The sequence below is a fragment of the Arthrobacter sp. QXT-31 genome (assembly GCF_001969265.1).
Lineage (GTDB): Bacteria > Actinomycetota > Actinomycetes > Actinomycetales > Micrococcaceae > Arthrobacter.
In genome coordinates this window covers 507,064-524,171 of the sequence record NZ_CP019304.1, presented here as the reverse complement: position 1 = coordinate 524,171, position 17,108 = coordinate 507,064, and the positions used below count along the sequence as shown (strand labels likewise).

Genomic DNA, 17,108 nt, shown 5'->3' with positions numbered 1-17,108 from the left:
AGCTTCCTTTAGTGCTGGGCGGATTCATTCATCGAAGTGAATATCGGGTGAATAACCCGGATTTGCAAAGTGAGAATGAATGAAATAAGCTGGAAACATCGCAGCGAGGAAACGCGGAAAAGAAATTGCCGGTTATTGAACTGGAAATTGTATTCGCAGAGTATTCGAATGTGTCTGTTGTTTGAGAACTCAATAGTGTGCCAAGTTTATTGATACCGATTTTTTATTGATTGGTTGAATTGCCGGGCCGCCCACCCCCGTGGTGTGGTCTGGTGTTTTGGCTGGTTTCAAATTTTGTGCAGCCGGGTGTGGTGTTATTTCCATTGTGCCTGGTTGTGTCTGTTTTACTTCAACGGAGAGTTTGATCCTGGCTCAGGATGAACGCTGGCGGCGTGCTTAACACATGCAAGTCGAACGATGATCCGGTGCTTGCACCGGGGATTAGTGGCGAACGGGTGAGTAACACGTGAGTAACCTGCCCTTGACTCTGGGATAAGCCTGGGAAACTGGGTCTAATACCGGATATGACTCCTCATCGCATGGTGGGGGGTGGAAAGCTTTTGCGGTTTTGGATGGACTCGCGGCCTATCAGCTTGTTGGTGAGGTAATGGCTTACCAAGGCGACGACGGGTAGCCGGCCTGAGAGGGTGACCGGCCACACTGGGACTGAGACACGGCCCAGACTCCTACGGGAGGCAGCAGTGGGGAATATTGCACAATGGGCGCAAGCCTGATGCAGCGACGCCGCGTGAGGGATGACGGCCTTCGGGTTGTAAACCTCTTTCAGTAGGGAAGAAGCGAAAGTGACGGTACCTGCAGAAGAAGCGCCGGCTAACTACGTGCCAGCAGCCGCGGTAATACGTAGGGCGCAAGCGTTATCCGGAATTATTGGGCGTAAAGAGCTCGTAGGCGGTTTGTCGCGTCTGCCGTGAAAGTCCGGGGCTCAACTCCGGATCTGCGGTGGGTACGGGCAGACTAGAGTGATGTAGGGGAGACTGGAATTCCTGGTGTAGCGGTGAAATGCGCAGATATCAGGAGGAACACCGATGGCGAAGGCAGGTCTCTGGGCATTAACTGACGCTGAGGAGCGAAAGCATGGGGAGCGAACAGGATTAGATACCCTGGTAGTCCATGCCGTAAACGTTGGGCACTAGGTGTGGGGGACATTCCACGTTTTCCGCGCCGTAGCTAACGCATTAAGTGCCCCGCCTGGGGAGTACGGCCGCAAGGCTAAAACTCAAAGGAATTGACGGGGGCCCGCACAAGCGGCGGAGCATGCGGATTAATTCGATGCAACGCGAAGAACCTTACCAAGGCTTGACATGGACCGGATCGCCGCAGAAATGTGGTTTCTCCTTTTGGGGCCGGTTCACAGGTGGTGCATGGTTGTCGTCAGCTCGTGTCGTGAGATGTTGGGTTAAGTCCCGCAACGAGCGCAACCCTCGTTCCATGTTGCCAGCACGTGATGGTGGGGACTCATGGGAGACTGCCGGGGTCAACTCGGAGGAAGGTGGGGACGACGTCAAATCATCATGCCCCTTATGTCTTGGGCTTCACGCATGCTACAATGGCCGGTACAAAGGGTTGCGATACTGTGAGGTGGAGCTAATCCCAAAAAGCCGGTCTCAGTTCGGATTGGGGTCTGCAACTCGACCCCATGAAGTCGGAGTCGCTAGTAATCGCAGATCAGCAACGCTGCGGTGAATACGTTCCCGGGCCTTGTACACACCGCCCGTCAAGTCACGAAAGTTGGTAACACCCGAAGCCGGTGGCCTAACCCCTTGTGGGAGGGAGCCGTCGAAGGTGGGACTGGCGATTGGGACTAAGTCGTAACAAGGTAGCCGTACCGGAAGGTGCGGCTGGATCACCTCCTTTCTAAGGAGCACCTACAGCATGGTGGCCGGGTGTATGCCTGGTGGCTGGTGCTGTCAGGAGTAAAGGCCCGCAGCACAGACGGATGTTCTGTGGCGGGTGCTCATGGGTGGAATATCAATAAATAGCTGCCGGACGGTTCGTTGTCCCTGGTTTAGTACGGTCGGTGCCTTTGCGGGTGCTGTCCTGGAACGGCGGGGCGGGGGTTGTTTGGTTTGGTGTTTGGCACACTGTTGGGTCCTGAGGCAACAGGGCCGGGAGGGGTTGTTCTTTCCCGGGTTGTTTGTTTCTGGTTTCCTGGCTGCACCGACGCACGCACTGGTGTGTGTGGGTGTGTGGTACGGGGTTGTTGTTTGAGAACTACATAGTGGACGCGAGCATCTTGTATAAGAAGCAATTTCCAAGATATTAGAACCTGGATCTGGCCGGATGCCCTTGTGGGTGTGTGGTTGGTTTCTGTGGTTCTCTCGAGAAAATGTTTTTGATCTTTGTGGTCAAGTTTTTAAGAGCACACGGTGGATGCCTTGGCATTAGGAGCCGAAGAAGGACGTAGGAATCTGCGATAAGCCTGGGGGAGTCGATAACCGGACTGTGATCCCAGGGTGTCCGAATGGGGAAACCCCGCCAGGCGCGTGAGTGACCTGGTGACCCGCATCTGAACACATAGGGTGCGTGGAGGGAACGCGGGGAAGTGAAACATCTCAGTACCCGCAGGAAGAGAAAACAACAGTGATTCCGTTAGTAGTGGCGAGCGAACGCGGATCAGGCTAAACCGTTTCCATGTGTGATAGCCGGCGGGCGTTGCATGGGCGGGGTTGTGGGACTTGTTGTCCTGGTTCTGCCGGACCGGGGAGGTGAGGGTGCTGGTATAGGTGAACGGTCTTGAAAGGCCGGCCGTAGAGGGTGTTAGCCCCGTAACCGTAATGCTGTGCACCGCCTTTGATGAGTATCCCAAGTAGCACGGGGCCCGAGAAATCCCGTGTGAATCTGTCAGGACCACCTGATAAGCCTAAATACTCCCTAATGACCGATAGCGGACCAGTACCGTGAGGGAAAGGTGAAAAGTACCCCGGGAGGGGAGTGAAACAGTACCTGAAACCGTGTGCTTACAATCCGTCGGAGCAGCCTTGTAGTTGTGACGGCGTGCCTTTTGAAGAATGAGCCTGCGAGTTAGTGTTACGTCGCGAGGTTAACCCGTGTGGGGAAGCCGTAGCGAAAGCGAGTCTGAACAGGGCGTTGCAGTGGCGTGATCTAGACCCGAAGCGAAGTGATCTACCCATGGCCAGGTTGAAGCGACGGTAAGACGTCGTGGAGGACCGAACCCACTTCAGTTGAAAATGGAGGGGATGAGCTGTGGGTAGGGGTGAAAGGCCAATCAAACTTCGTGATAGCTGGTTCTCCCCGAAATGCATTTAGGTGCAGCGTTGCGTGTTTCTTTCCGGAGGTAGAGCTACTGGATGGCTAATGGGCCCTACAAGGTTACTGACGTCAGCCAAACTCCGAATGCCGGTAAGTGAGAGCGCAGCAGTGAGACTGTGGGGGATAAGCTTCATAGTCGAGAGGGAAACAGCCCAGACCACCAACTAAGGCCCCTAAGCGTGTGCTAAGTGGGAAAGGATGTGGAGTTGCTCAGACAACCAGGAGGTTGGCTTAGAAGCAGCCATCCTTAAAAGAGTGCGTAATAGCTCACTGGTCAAGTGATTCCGCGCCGACAATGTAGCGGGGCTCAAGTACACCGCCGAAGTTGTGGCATTCACACATGTTCTAAGCCTTTGTGGTTCAGGAGTGTGGATGGGTAGGGGAGCGTCGTGTGGGCGGTGAAGTCGCGGTGTAAACCAGCGGTGGAGCCTACACGAGTGAGAATGCAGGCATGAGTAGCGAAAGACGGGTGAGAAACCCGTCCGCCGGATGATCAAGGGTTCCAGGGTCAAGCTAATCTGCCCTGGGTAAGTCGGGACCTAAGGCGAGGCCGACAGGCGTAGTCGATGGACAACGGGTTGATATTCCCGTACCGGCGAAAAACCGCCCATGTTGAACAGGGGATACTAACCGCCCGAGACCTGCCTGACCGTCCTTTGGACGGAAGGGTTTTGGTGGAGCGCGGGACCTGATCCTGGGAGGCAAGCGTATTAACAGGTGTGACGCAGGAAGGTAGCCGAGCCGGGCGATGGTTGTCCCGGTCCAAGGATGTAGGGCGAACGGTAGGCAAATCCGCTGTTCATGTGCCTGAGATCTGACGGGACTCCCGTAAAGGGGGGATTCGGTGATCCTATGCTGCCTAGAAAAGCATCGGCGCGAGGTTTTAGCCGCCCGTACCCCAAACCGACACAGGTGATCAGGTAGAGAATACTAAGGCGATCGAGAGAATTATGGTTAAGGAACTCGGCAAAATGCCCCCGTAACTTCGGGAGAAGGGGGGCCCCAACCTTGAACGGCACACGCTGCCGGGAGGGGATCGGGGCCGCAGAGACCAGGGGGAAGCGACTGTTTACTAAAAACACAGGTCCGTGCGAAGTCGCAAGACGATGTATACGGACTGACTCCTGCCCGGTGCTGGAAGGTTAAGAGGACCGGTTAGCCCTTCAGGGCGAAGCTGAGAATTTAAGCCCCAGTAAACGGCGGTGGTAACTATAACCATCCTAAGGTAGCGAAATTCCTTGTCGGGTAAGTTCCGACCTGCACGAATGGAGTAACGACTTCCCCGCTGTCTCAACCATAAACTCGGCGAAATTGCAGTACGAGTAAAGATGCTCGTTACGCGCAGCAGGACGGAAAGACCCCGAGACCTTTACTATAGTTTGGTATTGGTGTTCGGAGTGGCTTGTGTAGGATAGGTGGGAGACGTTGAAGCCCGGACGCCAGTTCGGGTGGAGTCATCGTTGAAATACCACTCTGGTCACTTTGGACATCTAACTTCGGCCCGTAATCCGGGTCAGGGACAGTGCCTGATGGGTAGTTTAACTGGGGCGGTTGCCTCCTAAAAAGTAACGGAGGCGCCCAAAGGTTCCCTCAGCCTGGTTGGCAATCAGGTGTCGAGTGTAAGTGCACAAGGGAGCTTGACTGTGAGAGAGACATCTCGAGCAGGGACGAAAGTCGGGACTAGTGATCCGGCGGTACATTGTGGAATGGCCGTCGCTCAACGGATAAAAGGTACCTCGGGGATAACAGGCTGATCTTGCCCAAGAGTCCATATCGACGGCATGGTTTGGCACCTCGATGTCGGCTCGTCGCATCCTGGGGCTGGAGTAGGTCCCAAGGGTTGGGCTGTTCGCCCATTAAAGCGGTACGCGAGCTGGGTTTAGAACGTCGTGAGACAGTTCGGTCCCTATCCGCTGCGCGCGCAGGAAATTTGAGAAGGGCTGTCCTTAGTACGAGAGGACCGGGACGGACGAACCTCTGGTGTGTCAGTTGTACTGCCAAGTGCACCGCTGATTAGCTACGTTCGGATGGGATAACCGCTGAAAGCATCTAAGCGGGAAGCTCGCTTCAAGATGAGATTTCCATACACTTTTTGTGTGAGAGGCCCCCAGCCAGACCACTGGGTTGATAGGCCGGATGTGGAAGCGAGGACTAACGACTCGTGAAGCTGACCGGTACTAATAGGCCAACAACTTGACCCCTCACAAGAAACACAACTGCTTGCGTCCACTATGTGGTTCCCAACCAACAAACCCCCCGGGTTTGCCTGGCAGGAACCAAAGATAACTGAATACGTCACCACAAGTTGGTAACCACAGTCTTCCCACCCCCGCCGGCACACGCCAGGGGGTCCGGGTAACAGGGTTACGGCGGTCATAGCGTGGGGGAAACGCCCGGTCCCATTCCGAACCCGGAAGCTAAGACCCACAGCGCCGATGGTACTGCACCCGGGAGGGTGTGGGAGAGTAGGTCACCGCCGGACAACCATTAGGTCGAGAGCCCCAACCAAGCAATTGGTCGGGGCTCTCCCGCATTTAAAACACCTAACGGTGCGAATCTAAACCGCCTAACTGGTACGCACCGAGGCCGTGGCCGTGCCGCCGCGGCTCGAGTCCGCCCTGACCATGGTGACCTGCCGCGACGGGCCGGGCTTGGTTGTCCAGGTCCAGCTGCCCAGGGAGTTGATGGTGGTGGCTCCGATGCGGGTAGCCGCGCGTCCGGGAGTGACGTCGTAGAGCGTCACCGTCCCGCCCGTTGCCGTGCCCGAGTACTTGGATGTTCCCGCGAAGGTGATGTCCTTCCCCAGCCGATGCCGTGCTGTGGTGATGGTGACAACGTCTGTCTGCGTGGCCGGCTGGGTGGTCACCGGGGCTGCCGACTGGGTGGGCACCGTAGTTACGGGCGCAGCCGTCTCCGTGGTCACCGGGGCAGCGGACTGAATAGGTGCTGCACTCTCCGTGGCTTCGGGGCTGGCCGTCTCGGTCGGCTGGGTGGTCCCGCCAGAAGCCGGTGCCTCGCCAATCAGGTGCGGGCGGACAGCATCAATCGGGTGGTTGGGGTCGTCCTCGTTGGTGTCTATGCCAACGCTGAACTGGGCCATCATGTCATGGTCCTCGTGTGGCAGGTTGTGGCAGTGGATCATGTACCGGCCCCGGTGGTGCTCGAACTTCATGAGCAACCGGACCGTCTCGCCTTCGCCCACGTAGACCACGTCCTTGGGTCCGCGTTCGTAGGGGAAGGGCGCCCTCCCGTTGCGGCTGAGGATCTGGAAGTCCACGAGGTGGATGTGGACCGGGTGGAACCAGCCGCCCGAGCTGTTTTCGATCTCCCAGATTTCCACATCGTTGAGGTCCGGATCAGCGAGGACCTTCCGGTAGCCGCTCTTTACAACTTCGTCCCACGTCATGCCGCCGATGGTCCAGGTCTCGAGATCCCGCTTCACGCGCATGTGCCGGGTCTTCACGGACTGGGACGTTTTCAGGCTCATCGTGCCGCTGGCGGCGAGCAGCGTCGGCAGTACGCGGGCGCCCGGGCCGGATGTGTCCACTGGTTCGCTGGTCACATCAAAGGCCATGATCCGGCCCGTGTAGTCGTAGTCCACATTGTTTTTGTTGGACAGGTTGCGGAGTTCCACACGCTTGCCGACGGGGTACTTCGAGAAGTCGATGAGAATCTCATAGCGTTCCGCGCCGGCCTGCCGCCAGGACGTGACCTGTTGCGCGGTCGGCATCAGTCCTCCGTCCGTCGCGACCATGGTCACTGCATCTCCGGTGCTGAGGGAGAAACGGTACGAGCGCGCGATGGAGGCATTGAGGATGCGGAAGCGGTAGATCCGGCGCTGGACCTTCATCACCGGCCATGGTGCCCCGTTGACCAGGATGACGTCGCCCCACAGGCCTGAATGGGTGTTGTCGTTGTAACCGAGCTGGCCGTTGGCCGCGAACATGGCGTCTGAAATCGTCAGCGGCACGTCGAACTTGCCCTGGGGAAGTATGTTGCCTTCCACCTCGTCATGCAGGTGGTACTGGCCAGCCAGGCCGGAGTAGACGCTCTGGGCGGTGTTGTGCACGGCGTGGTCGTGGTACCACAGTGTCCGTGCCGGCTGGAAGTTGGGGTATTGGTAGTCCTTGCAGTAGCCCAGCCCGGTGAGGTCGTTGGCGTATCCGTCGTACTGCGGCAGGGAAGCTGATCCGTGCAGGTGGGTAGAGGTGTCCAGCCGGTACCCCCACTGCGGGTGGAACATCGGCAGCACATTGTCCATTTCCAGGGTGATGCGTTCGTCCTTGTTCACCTTGATGGTGGGTCCCGGGAACGTTCCGTTGTAGCCGAGGATGGGAGTGCTGAGGCCCGGCACGATATTCGCCAAGGCTGCCCTCTGTTCGATCTGGTACAGGTGCCGCTTGTGGCCGTCCGGGTCCACCGTCGTGCTCTTGGGCTTGAGCACCTCCGGAATGGGAAGGGTCCGCTGGTAGGGCCTCGGCATGTTGCGGGACGCCAGCAGACTGGCCGACTTTGCGTTGACCGAAGTCAACGGGACAGCCAACCCGAAGGCGCCGATGATTCCGACTCCACCTATTTGCAATGCCTGACGGCGTGATACTGACACGGCCGAACCTCCCCAAATCTTTGATAAATCCAAATGCTTTAGTTGAAGGGTGTACTACCTACCCTGCGGAAACCTTGAAAAGAGATAGGGGCCAAGCCGACCTTCTTGGGTGGCCCCGAGTAGTCAGTTTTCCGGGGACATGACAAGGTCTTGGGCGGGCGCCGAATCCCGGTGTTTCCCGGGGCTCCCGGAGGGGCGCTGACCAACTCGCCGAAGCAGTACCACCGCGGCTGCGCACAGGGAGCAGCCCGCCACCATCCACATGGCAGCGCCGGCGGGCTCCACAACTGCCAGAACCGGCTGGTCCCAGGGCTGGCTCGCAGCGACCACCCATGCCTCCCGCCGGGAGTCCGGCAGTTGGTCCGCCTGTTGGGCGAGGGCCCAGCCATGCATTGCATAGAGTCCGGCCACTGCAGCCAAGGTGACCAGTTGCGTGGCCAGCGAGGCGGCAGGCGTGCCGCCAGGACTGTGGGCAAGGGACGCGAAGAACAGGCAGCCGGAGAACAGGGCCAGCAGCGCCATCGCCTGATAGCCGAACTGCGTGCGCGATGAATATTCCAACAGAGGCGTGTAGTACAGCACCGCAAGCACTGCCGCCAGCACGGCGGCCGGAACGTACGGCGCCGACGAAGCGGCCCTGACCGGACGAAGCGCCAGATCAAGTACCACGGCCGCCCCGACCGTCCCGTCAGGCCTCGGGCGCACGGCGAGCCTGGCCAGGGTGAGCGGTGCACCCGAAACCAGCAGGAGCGGAACGACTGCCATGAGGAGCATCTGTGTCAGGACGTGTGTGCTGATCAAGTACTCCTGGTAAACCCGGATTCCTCCGTTCGTCACCAGGAACAGGAGCGTGATTCCCACCCCCCACGTCGCTGTGCGGTGGAGAGGCCAGTGCCCGCCCTGCAGCCGCACCCGCCGAATGGCGGCGACATACAGGATGACCGCGAGGCCGCACGCAACTATCCAGAGGGGGTCCGGCTTCCAGTTGCTGAACACATCAAGGAAGCCCGGCACCCGCACGGTTTCCGGAGCTGGTGCTCCCTGCACAACGCTTGGCGGCCGGGTGCGCGCTAGCGCCGCAGCCATTCCTGACGCGGCAGCCATGACGGCGAGCTCGGTGACGGCCAGGGCAATGAAGAGAGCCGGTCCCTTGCCGGGCGCAGCCTCCAGCCTTCCAAGGACCCACCTCCTGTGCAGTGCTCCGCAGGCGCCGAGGCCCACGAGGGCAACGGTTTTAGCTACCAATATGAAGCCGTACGGGCTCGCCAGTCCTTCCACAGTGCCGACCCCTGCCCACGCAGCCGCTGCGCCTGAAACAGCCAGGGCAACGAAGGACAGCAGTGCCAACGTCGAGTAGCGCCGCACCGCGGTGGACAGGTCGGCGCCGAGGAACCGCCGCAGGAGGACGAGGGCAGCCAGTCCGCCGACCCAGACGGCGGCGGCGGCCATGTGCATCACCACGGAAACCGTGCTGTCGGCGTGGCCGCCGCCGCCGGCAGCATGGGAGTTCAGGGCCAGGGGAAACAGGGCTGTGGAGCCAAGTACCGCAGTCAGGACCACCGCCCGCTGGCTTTGGACGCCGAAGCAGAGAAGCGCCACGATGGCGGTAATCAGGACGGTCAGGGCGCTTCGCCTGCCTGCGTCGACGTCCGTCAGGTAGCTAATGAAGATGGCCCCTGAACCATCGGAGAACAGGGGCAGGTTGGCCAGCGAGTGAAACGTCAGAACACTGTTAACGGCGGCCGCCACCGTCCAAAGCACTGCAGAAATTCCGGCAAGGCTTAGCGATTTCGCATACGCCTGTCCGTTTGGAGGCAGGGCAACAAGGGCAAGGACCAGCGGCCCGAGCGTGCCCGCGGCCGCAGCATTGAACACAAGTTTGGCAACCGGCAGCCCCCAGATGACCGCTGCGCCGGTCCGGTCCAGGAGTGCTGCTTCCTGGCCTGCCTCGGTCGAGTAGGCAACCAGTAGTGCCAGCAGCCCGCAGGCAAGGATTGTGGCAGCAGCGGCCACCGGCTTCGTCCGTGATTTATTCATGGTTCCCCCTAGGCGATGCTGTCGGGGCCAGTTTTGCCACGCCTCCTTGGATTTTCCCTGTGGGGTGGCCGGTACCTGCCCGCGCCGGTCAGACGCGAATAGCCGCCCCGGGCCGCAGCAGGTGGAGCGGCCTGCGGTCTGTGAGGATGCACACGCCGGCCCGTGGAAGGCCTTCGCCGTTGGTAGCTGGCGCCGGCTCTCACCTAGAATTGCTAGAGATATGCGGACACCGGATGCTTCATCACGGGTCGCGCAAGACAACCAAACACGGATAAGAGCGGCTGCACATCGCGCCAGTGGTCGGCTCACTACAGGAGGAATCCACCATGGCTGAGCACAAGGGCGGCGGTTACCGCGGCGGAAACGACGGGGGCAACTCGGGAAGCAACCGGGGACGGCAGGGGGGCCCGTTTAGGGGGACCAATAACTCCGGCGGCGATCCGCGGGGCTTCCGCGCCCGTGATGGCCGTGGTTTCGGCGGTGACCGTGACCGTAAGCCGTATGGAGACGGTCCGCGTCGTGAGGGCGAGGGTGATCGCCGCGGTTTCGGTGGCGGCGAGCGTAAATCGTTTGGTGATCGTGACCGTAAGCCGTTTGGTGATCGTCCGCGTGGTGAGGGCGACGGCGACCGGCGCAGCTTTGGTGACCGGGACCGTAAGCCCTTTGGTGATCGTCCGCGCCGTGAAGGCGAGGGTGATCGCCGCGGTTTTGGTGGCGGCGAGCGTAAGCCGTTTGGTGATCGTGACCGTAAGCCGTTTGGTGATCGTCCGCGTCGTGAGGGCGAGGGTGATCGCCGCGGTTTTGGTGGTGGCGAGCGTAAGCCGTTTGGTGATCGTGACCGTAAGCCGTTTGGTGATCGTCCGCGCCGGGATGGCGACGGCGACCGGCGCGGTTTTGGGGGTGGTGATCGCCGCGGCTTTGAAGGTGGTGGTGAGCGCCGGCCGTTTGGTGATCGTGACCGTAAGCCGTTTGGTGATCGTCCGCGTCGTGAGGGCGACGGCGACCGCCGCAGCTTTGGTGGTGGAGAAAACCGCCGCCCCTTCGGCGACCGTGCAGATCGACAGGACCGAGGACCGCGTGAGGACCGTGCACCCCGGGGCTTTGACCGCGGCGACTCCGGTCCCCGCCAGTACGGCCGTGACAGGGCAGAGGACCGCCCCGCCCGGGTTCCCAACGCCCGCGACCTCCGTAGCGCCAACCGTCCGGACCGTGAGCGTTCGCCCGAGATCGACGAGGACGTCACGGGCAAGGAACTCGACCGCGCCACGCAGCACCAGATCAAGACTCTGGAATCGAAGAGTGCAGAATGGGTGGCCCGCCACCTGGTGATGGCCGGACGGCTCCTTGATGAAGAGCCCGAACTGGCTTTCCAGCACGCCCTCGCCGCGAGCCGCCGGGGCGGCCGCCTGGCCGCCGTGCGTGAGGCTGTCGGTCTCACGGCGTACGCAGCCGGACACTACGGCGAAGCCCTGCGCGAATTCCGCACCTACCGGCGGATCAGCGGTTCAAACGTCCACCTGCCCGTGATGGCCGACTGCGAACGCGGCCTCGGCCGGCCCGACCGCGCCCTTGACGTCGTCCGTTCCGAGGAGGCCCAGGACTTGGACGCCCCCGGCAAGGTGGAGCTGGCAATTGTCGCCTCCGGTGCCCGCGCGGACCTTGGCCAGCTGGACGCCGCCGTCGCGGAGCTGGAGATCCCTCAGCTGGACATCAACCGTGCCTTTTCCTACAGCCCGCGCCTGTTCCGCGCCTATGCTGACGCGCTGACCGCCGTCGGCCGTGAAGACGAGGCTGGAAAGTGGCAGCGGCAGGCCGTCGTGGCGGAAGAAGCCCTGGGGCAGGGCATGGCCGAGGAACCGGACATCATCGACCTCGGCTGGGATGAGGAAGAGGAAGCCCGCGAAGAAGCCGAACGCCGGAAGCGGATTGCGCAGGCCGCAGGCACGGCCGCGCAGGCCGGCACGGGGTCTTCCGGCAACGAGGCCGCCACCGCTGTCAGCGCCGGGGAGGAAGCTGCTGCACAGCGTCCCTCGGCGGACGCGGCGGAGGAAAACATCGACGACGCGGAAGCGGACTACTTCGAATCCGACGATGCAGAGTCTGACGAGTATTCCGCAGAGCCTGACGAGGACGATGAACACACCGAACACCAGGACGCCGACGGGCGCCAGAACGGCTCGGAGGACTAGTCCGCCATGAACGATGAACAACTGATTTCGCGGTTCGATGCCCTGCTTGCTGACTTGGACGGTGTTGTCTACAGAGGTCCGCACGCCATCCCCGGCGCTGTCGATTCCCTGCAGCGGCTGGCCGGGATCGGCGTCGGCCTCGGTTACGTCACTAATAACGCCTCCCGTCCCCCGGCACAGGTCGCTGCCCACCTGCGCGAGCTTGGTGCCCCCGCCGAGGACCACCAGGTGGTGAGCTCCTCCCAGGCTGGGGCTGACCTGCTGGCGTCCCTGCTTCCCGCAGGCGCCGCCGTGCTGATTACGGGCAGCCCGGCACTGGCCCACGAGGTTGAGCTTGTTGGCCTGAAGCCGGTGCACAGCGCCGAGGAGAAGCCGGTGGCGGTCGTGCAGGGCTTCAACCCGGCGATCGGCTGGAAGGAACTCGCCGAAGCGTCGTTCGTCCTGGCTGACGGCGACGTGCAGTGGGTTGCGACGAACACCGACATGACTCTTCCGCAGTCCCGGGGAACCGCGCCCGGCAACGGATCCCTGGTCGCCGCAGTGGCGGCAGCGACCGGCCGGCAACCCCTCGTCGCCGGCAAACCGGAAGCTCCGCTGTTCCACGCCGCGGCCAAGCGGCTCTCGTCCGACCGTCCGCTGGTGGTGGGCGACCGCCTCGACACCGACATCCTGGGCGGCAACCGGGCCGGCTTTGCCACTGTGGCCGTGCTGACAGGCATCGACACCCTGGAAACCATGCTGGCCGCCAAGACGGACGAGCGGCCCCGCTACATCATCCATGACCTGACCGGCCTGTATGAGCCGTATCCGGAGATTGATAACGACGGCGGGACGTTCCGTTGCGGGAACGCCACGGCAACCGTGGAAGGCGACGCCATCCGCATCACCGGTGCCAAGGACAATCTCGATTCGTGGCGTGCGGCGTGCGCGGCATGGTGGACGGCCAGGCCCGAGGCCGACAGCCCCACGGCTCCCGAGCTCGAATGGCTGGATTAATAGACTGGTGCCATGCCCGAGTTGAGTAACGACGAGTCGGACACTGCAGCTGTGGACACTGCAGTTTCAGACACAGCAGTTTCAGACACTGTCTGGCCGGAGTTGGCGGTGTCCGGCAGCGGTTCCTCGGATGCCGCAGCCGCCGATCCCGCGGTGCTTGCCATCCTGGAACGGGTCCGCGACGTTCCCGGGCTGCCGGTTTCGGAGCACCAGGCCGCCTATGCCGGCATGCACGACGCCCTGCTTGAAGCCTTGAACCAAGAGCCGCCGCACAGTCAGCCGCAGCACGGTCAGCAGCAGCACGGTGCGCCGCGTCCCGGCCCGGGTGCTGCCTGACCATGCCCAGACTCGACCAACTGCTCGTCAGCAGGGGACTGGCGCGCTCCCGCACGCATGCCGCCCGGCTCATCGCCGAGGGCAAGGTGACTTCCGGCGGCGATGTCCTGGCCAAAGCGTCGCTCCAGGTGGGCGATGACCGTGAACTGAGCGTTGCCGAAGATGCGGCGGACGCGTACGTCAGCCGGGCCGGCCACAAGCTGGCCGGAGCGCTCGACGCGTTCCCCGCCGTCGCCGTCGAAGGCAAACGGTGCCTTGACGCCGGCGCCTCCACGGGTGGTTTTACTGACGTCCTGCTCCGGCGGGGTGCCGCGCACGTGGTGGCGGTCGACGTCGGGCACGGCCAGCTGGTGCCGCAGCTCCGCAGCGATCCGCGCGTCAGTGTGCATGAGGGGATGAACGTCCGCTACATGGAGCCCGGCCAGATCGGCGGCCCGGCCGAGGTCACGGTCGCTGACCTGTCCTTCATTTCGCTGACGCTGGTGCTGGCCCCGCTGGCAGCGTGCACCGCCCCGGGCGGCGACCTGGTCCTCATGGTCAAGCCACAGTTCGAGATCGGCAAGGAGCGGCTCGCCCGCACGGGAGTGGTCACCTCGGAACGCGAACGGCGGCTGGCTGTCGGTAAAGTGGCGGGGGCGGCGCTCGACGCCGGACTGGAACTGCGGGGGCTGGCCACCAGCCCCTTGCCGGGCCAGGACGGAAATGTCGAATACTTCCTGTGGATAACGCAAAGAATGTCCGAAGACTTGCCTAAGATCGAAGAGCGGGACGCAGCCGTGGCTGCGTTGCTGGGAAAGATCTGGCCGAACCACTAGAGAGCGGAACGCGATGAGCAGGCGTGTACTGGTACTTGCCCACACCGGCCGCGAGGAATCCCTAAAGGCGGCCTGGGAGGCGTGCGCCCAGCTCCACGCCTCCGGCATCATCCCCGTCATGCAGAAGTCCGAGCTGAGCGACATGGAGGGCTTCTTCGGGCAGATGGAGCAGCCCGTCGAAATCCTCCACGACCATATCCAGCTTCCCGACGTCGAACTGGTCATGGTGCTGGGCGGCGACGGGACCATTCTCAGGGCGGCCGAACTGGTCCGTGAAGAGGACGTGCCGCTGCTGGGCGTCAACCTCGGCCACGTCGGTTTCCTCGCCGAGAGCGAGCGTGCGGACCTCGCCCAGACAGTCGAGTGGATCGCCAGCCGTGAATACACGGTGGAGGAGCGCATGACCATCGACGTCCAGGTCTGGGTCCGCGGCCAGAAGATCTGGCACACGTGGGCCCTGAACGAGGCCGCCATCGAAAAAGGCGACCGGGAGCGCATGCTCGAACTGGTCACCGAAGTGGACGAGCGCCCGCTGACCTCCTTTGGCTGCGATGGCGTGGTGCTCGCGACGCCCACGGGATCCACCGCCTACGCGTTCTCTGCCGGCGGCCCGGTGGTGTGGCCGGAGGTGGAGGCCCTCCTGATTGTGCCCATCAGCGCGCATGCCCTCTTCGCCAAACCGCTGGTGGTCTCGCCGCGGTCCCGGCTGGCCGTCGAAGTCCTCAACCGGACGGACGCCCTGGGCGTGCTGTGGTGTGACGGCAGGCGCTCCGTGGACCTGCCGCCCGGTGCCCGCGTGGAGGTCACCCGGTCCGCCACGCCCGTCCGCCTGGCCCGCACGCACCAGACCCCGTTCTCGGCGCGGCTGGTCCGCAAGTTCGAACTCCCCATCCATGGCTGGCGTGGCCCCGTGCCGCAGTCCGAGCAGATCCACACGGGGCCCGTCCCGATCGTCCGCACACCCCGGACCATGGCGCCGCCCTCAGGCCTCCGGCCATACGAACCCGGTTCAGAATCCGATCCTCCGACTGAAAAGTGAACCATGCTTGAAGAACTGAGAATCCGAGATCTCGGCGTCATCACCGACGCCACGTTGCCGCTGGGCCCCGGGCTCAGCGTGGTCACCGGCGAGACCGGTGCCGGCAAGACCATGGTGGTCACCGCCGTCGGGCTGCTGCTGGGAGCCCGGTCGGACGCCGGCGCCGTGCGCAGCGGCGCCAAGAGCGCCTCCGCCGAAGCGGTGGTGCAGCTTCAGTCCGGGCACCTCGCGCTGGAACGCGCCAGGGACGCCGGTGCCGAGGTTGAAGAGTTCGACGGCGGCGCGGAACTGCTGCTGTCCCGGCGCCTGGGTGCCGACGGACGCAGCCGGGCGTTCCTCGGCGGGCGGGCTGCCCCCGTGGGCGTGCTGGCCGAAATCGGCGAGTCGCTGGTGGTGGTGCACGGGCAGACGGACCAGATCCGGCTCAAAGGCGCCGCGGCACAGCGCGAGGCCCTCGACAAGTTCGCGGGGGATGGGCTGGCGTCCACGCTCGCCTCATTCCAGGACCTCTACAGCTCCTGGAAATCCAGCCAGGCAGAGCTGGACTCGCTGCGCAGCGCGGAGCGCGAGCGTCTCCGCGAGGCCGAGTCCCTTGAAGCCGCGCTGGCGGAGATCGACGCCATCGACCCGCAGCCGGGGGAGGACGAGGCCCTGAAGGCCGAGTCCGTGAAGCTGGCCAACGTCGAGGAACTGCGGATCGCCGCCACCACGGCACACCAGGCCCTCATTGCCGAGGACTTCGGCGAAGCCGGAGACGCCACGTCGCTCGTGGATGCGGCCAAGCGCACCCTGGAGCACGTGGCCGAACACGACGAGGAACTCGGGTCGGCGGCCGCCCGCCTCGCCGAGGTGGGGTTTCTGCTCAACGACATCGCCACCGAACTGGCCAGCTACCAGGCTGGGCTGGATTCGGAGGGGCCGGAGCGGCTGGCAGAGATCGAGGAACGCCGTGCAGCCTTGGCCAAGCTGGTCCGGAAGTACGCCCCGAGCATCGATGAGGTGCTCGAATGGGCGGAGACCGCCCGGGCACGCTTTGACGAACTGCAGGGTGACTCCACCCGGATCGAAAACCTGGAAGCCGAGGTGGCCAGGGCCGGGGCTGAGCTGAAGAAGCAGGCCGCAGCCATCAGCAAGGTCCGTGCCAAGGCCGCCAAGGACCTTTCCGCCCGGGTCAGCGCCGAGCTGAAGGCACTCGCCATGGCTGACGCCACCCTGGTGATCACGATCGAACCCGCCGCCCAGCTTGGGCCCCACGGCGGTGACGAGATCTCGTTCCTGCTGCAGCCGCACTCCGGCGCCCCCGCCCGGCCGCTGGGCAAGGGCGCGTCCGGCGGCGAGCTCTCCAGGGTCATGCTGGCCATCGAGGTGGTGCTGGCTGCTGTTGATCCGGTGCCCACGTTCGTCTTCGACGAGGTCGACGCCGGCGTGGGCGGACGTGCCGCCGTCGAGATCGGCCGGCGGCTGGCCATGCTGGCCCGCCATGTCCAGGTCCTGGTGGTGACGCACCTGCCTCAGGTGGCGGCCTTCGCCGACCAGCACATCCGTGTGACCAAGAACTCGGTGCGCGGCTCCGACGGCTCCACCGCCAAGGGATTCACCTCCAGCGACGTCCAGCTCCTCGACGAGGCTGAACGCGTCAAGGAACTGGCACGGATGCTGGCAGGCCAGGAGGACTCCGAAACCGCGCAGGCGCACGCCCAGGAGCTGCTGGACGACGCAAAGCTCCTGCCCCAGCAGGCGTAAGCCCGGCCGGACCAACGTGGCGCTCCCGGCTGCCCTTGCCGGAAGCGCCTGGACAG

Annotated in this window: 9 protein-coding genes and 3 rRNA genes; 9 read left to right on the top strand and 3 right to left on the bottom strand. The window is 63.0% G+C overall.

Features of this window, described 5'->3' with window-relative positions; genetic code table 11:
• Positions 1–349 precede the first annotated feature (349 nt).
• From BWQ92_RS02470 to rrf, 3 genes are all read left to right on the top strand, one after another.
• A 16S ribosomal RNA gene (locus tag BWQ92_RS02470) occupies positions 350–1,875 on the top strand.
• A gap of 489 nt (positions 1,876–2,364) precedes the next feature.
• Positions 2,365–5,492, top strand: a 23S ribosomal RNA gene (locus BWQ92_RS02465).
• Between the two features lie 164 nt (positions 5,493–5,656).
• Positions 5,657–5,773: ribosomal RNA gene (gene rrf, locus BWQ92_RS02460) — 5S ribosomal RNA — on the top strand.
• The 16S, 23S and 5S rRNA genes sit together here, the layout of an rRNA operon.
• An 84-nt stretch (positions 5,774–5,857) precedes the next feature.
• Here rrf and BWQ92_RS02455 read toward each other — a convergent pair.
• The 3 genes from BWQ92_RS02455 to BWQ92_RS24145 form a co-directional block, all read right to left on the bottom strand.
• A complete protein-coding gene (locus BWQ92_RS02455; protein ID WP_236783083.1) occupies positions 5,858–7,822 on the bottom strand; it encodes a multicopper oxidase family protein in 1,965 nt (654 codons plus the stop codon).
• 198 nt (positions 7,823–8,020) lie between these two features.
• Positions 8,021–9,934 carry a cytochrome c oxidase assembly protein gene (locus BWQ92_RS02450; protein ID WP_083706201.1) on the bottom strand — a complete coding sequence of 638 codons (1,914 nt, stop codon included), beginning with the start codon at positions 9,932–9,934 and terminating at the stop codon, positions 8,021–8,023.
• Positions 9,935–10,242: 308 nt separating this feature from the next.
• Positions 10,243–11,208: a hypothetical protein gene (locus BWQ92_RS24145; protein WP_236783082.1), complete on the bottom strand. Its 966-nt coding sequence runs from the start codon at positions 11,206–11,208 to the stop codon at positions 10,243–10,245.
• Between the two features lie 36 nt (positions 11,209–11,244).
• Between BWQ92_RS24145 and BWQ92_RS24140 the strand changes: the two genes are divergently transcribed.
• The 6 genes from BWQ92_RS24140 to recN are packed head-to-tail and all read left to right on the top strand — an operon-like array spanning position 11,245 to position 17,052.
• Positions 11,245–12,123, top strand: coding sequence for a hypothetical protein (locus tag BWQ92_RS24140; protein ID WP_236783081.1), 879 nt, complete (start codon positions 11,245–11,247; stop codon positions 12,121–12,123).
• A gap of 6 nt (positions 12,124–12,129) precedes the next feature.
• Positions 12,130–13,119 carry an HAD-IIA family hydrolase gene (locus BWQ92_RS02440; protein ID WP_076798080.1) on the top strand — a complete coding sequence of 330 codons (990 nt, stop codon included), beginning with the start codon at positions 12,130–12,132 and terminating at the stop codon, positions 13,117–13,119.
• Between the two features lie 12 nt (positions 13,120–13,131).
• Positions 13,132–13,455: a hypothetical protein gene (locus BWQ92_RS02435; RefSeq protein WP_076798079.1), complete on the top strand. Its 324-nt coding sequence runs from the start codon at positions 13,132–13,134 to the stop codon at positions 13,453–13,455.
• A 2-nt stretch (positions 13,456–13,457) separates the two neighbouring features.
• Positions 13,458–14,270, top strand: coding sequence for a TlyA family RNA methyltransferase (locus tag BWQ92_RS02430; protein ID WP_076798078.1), 813 nt, complete (start codon positions 13,458–13,460; stop codon positions 14,268–14,270).
• A gap of 13 nt (positions 14,271–14,283) precedes the next feature.
• A complete protein-coding gene (locus tag BWQ92_RS02425) occupies positions 14,284–15,309 on the top strand; it encodes an NAD kinase (RefSeq protein WP_076798077.1) in 1,026 nt (341 codons plus the stop codon).
• 3 nt (positions 15,310–15,312) lie between these two features.
• The gene (recN, locus tag BWQ92_RS02420) at positions 15,313–17,052 is read left to right on the top strand and encodes a DNA repair protein RecN (RefSeq protein WP_076798076.1); all 1,740 of its coding nucleotides are present in this window, start codon (positions 15,313–15,315) and stop codon (positions 17,050–17,052) included.
• Positions 17,053–17,108: the final 56 nt, after the last annotated feature.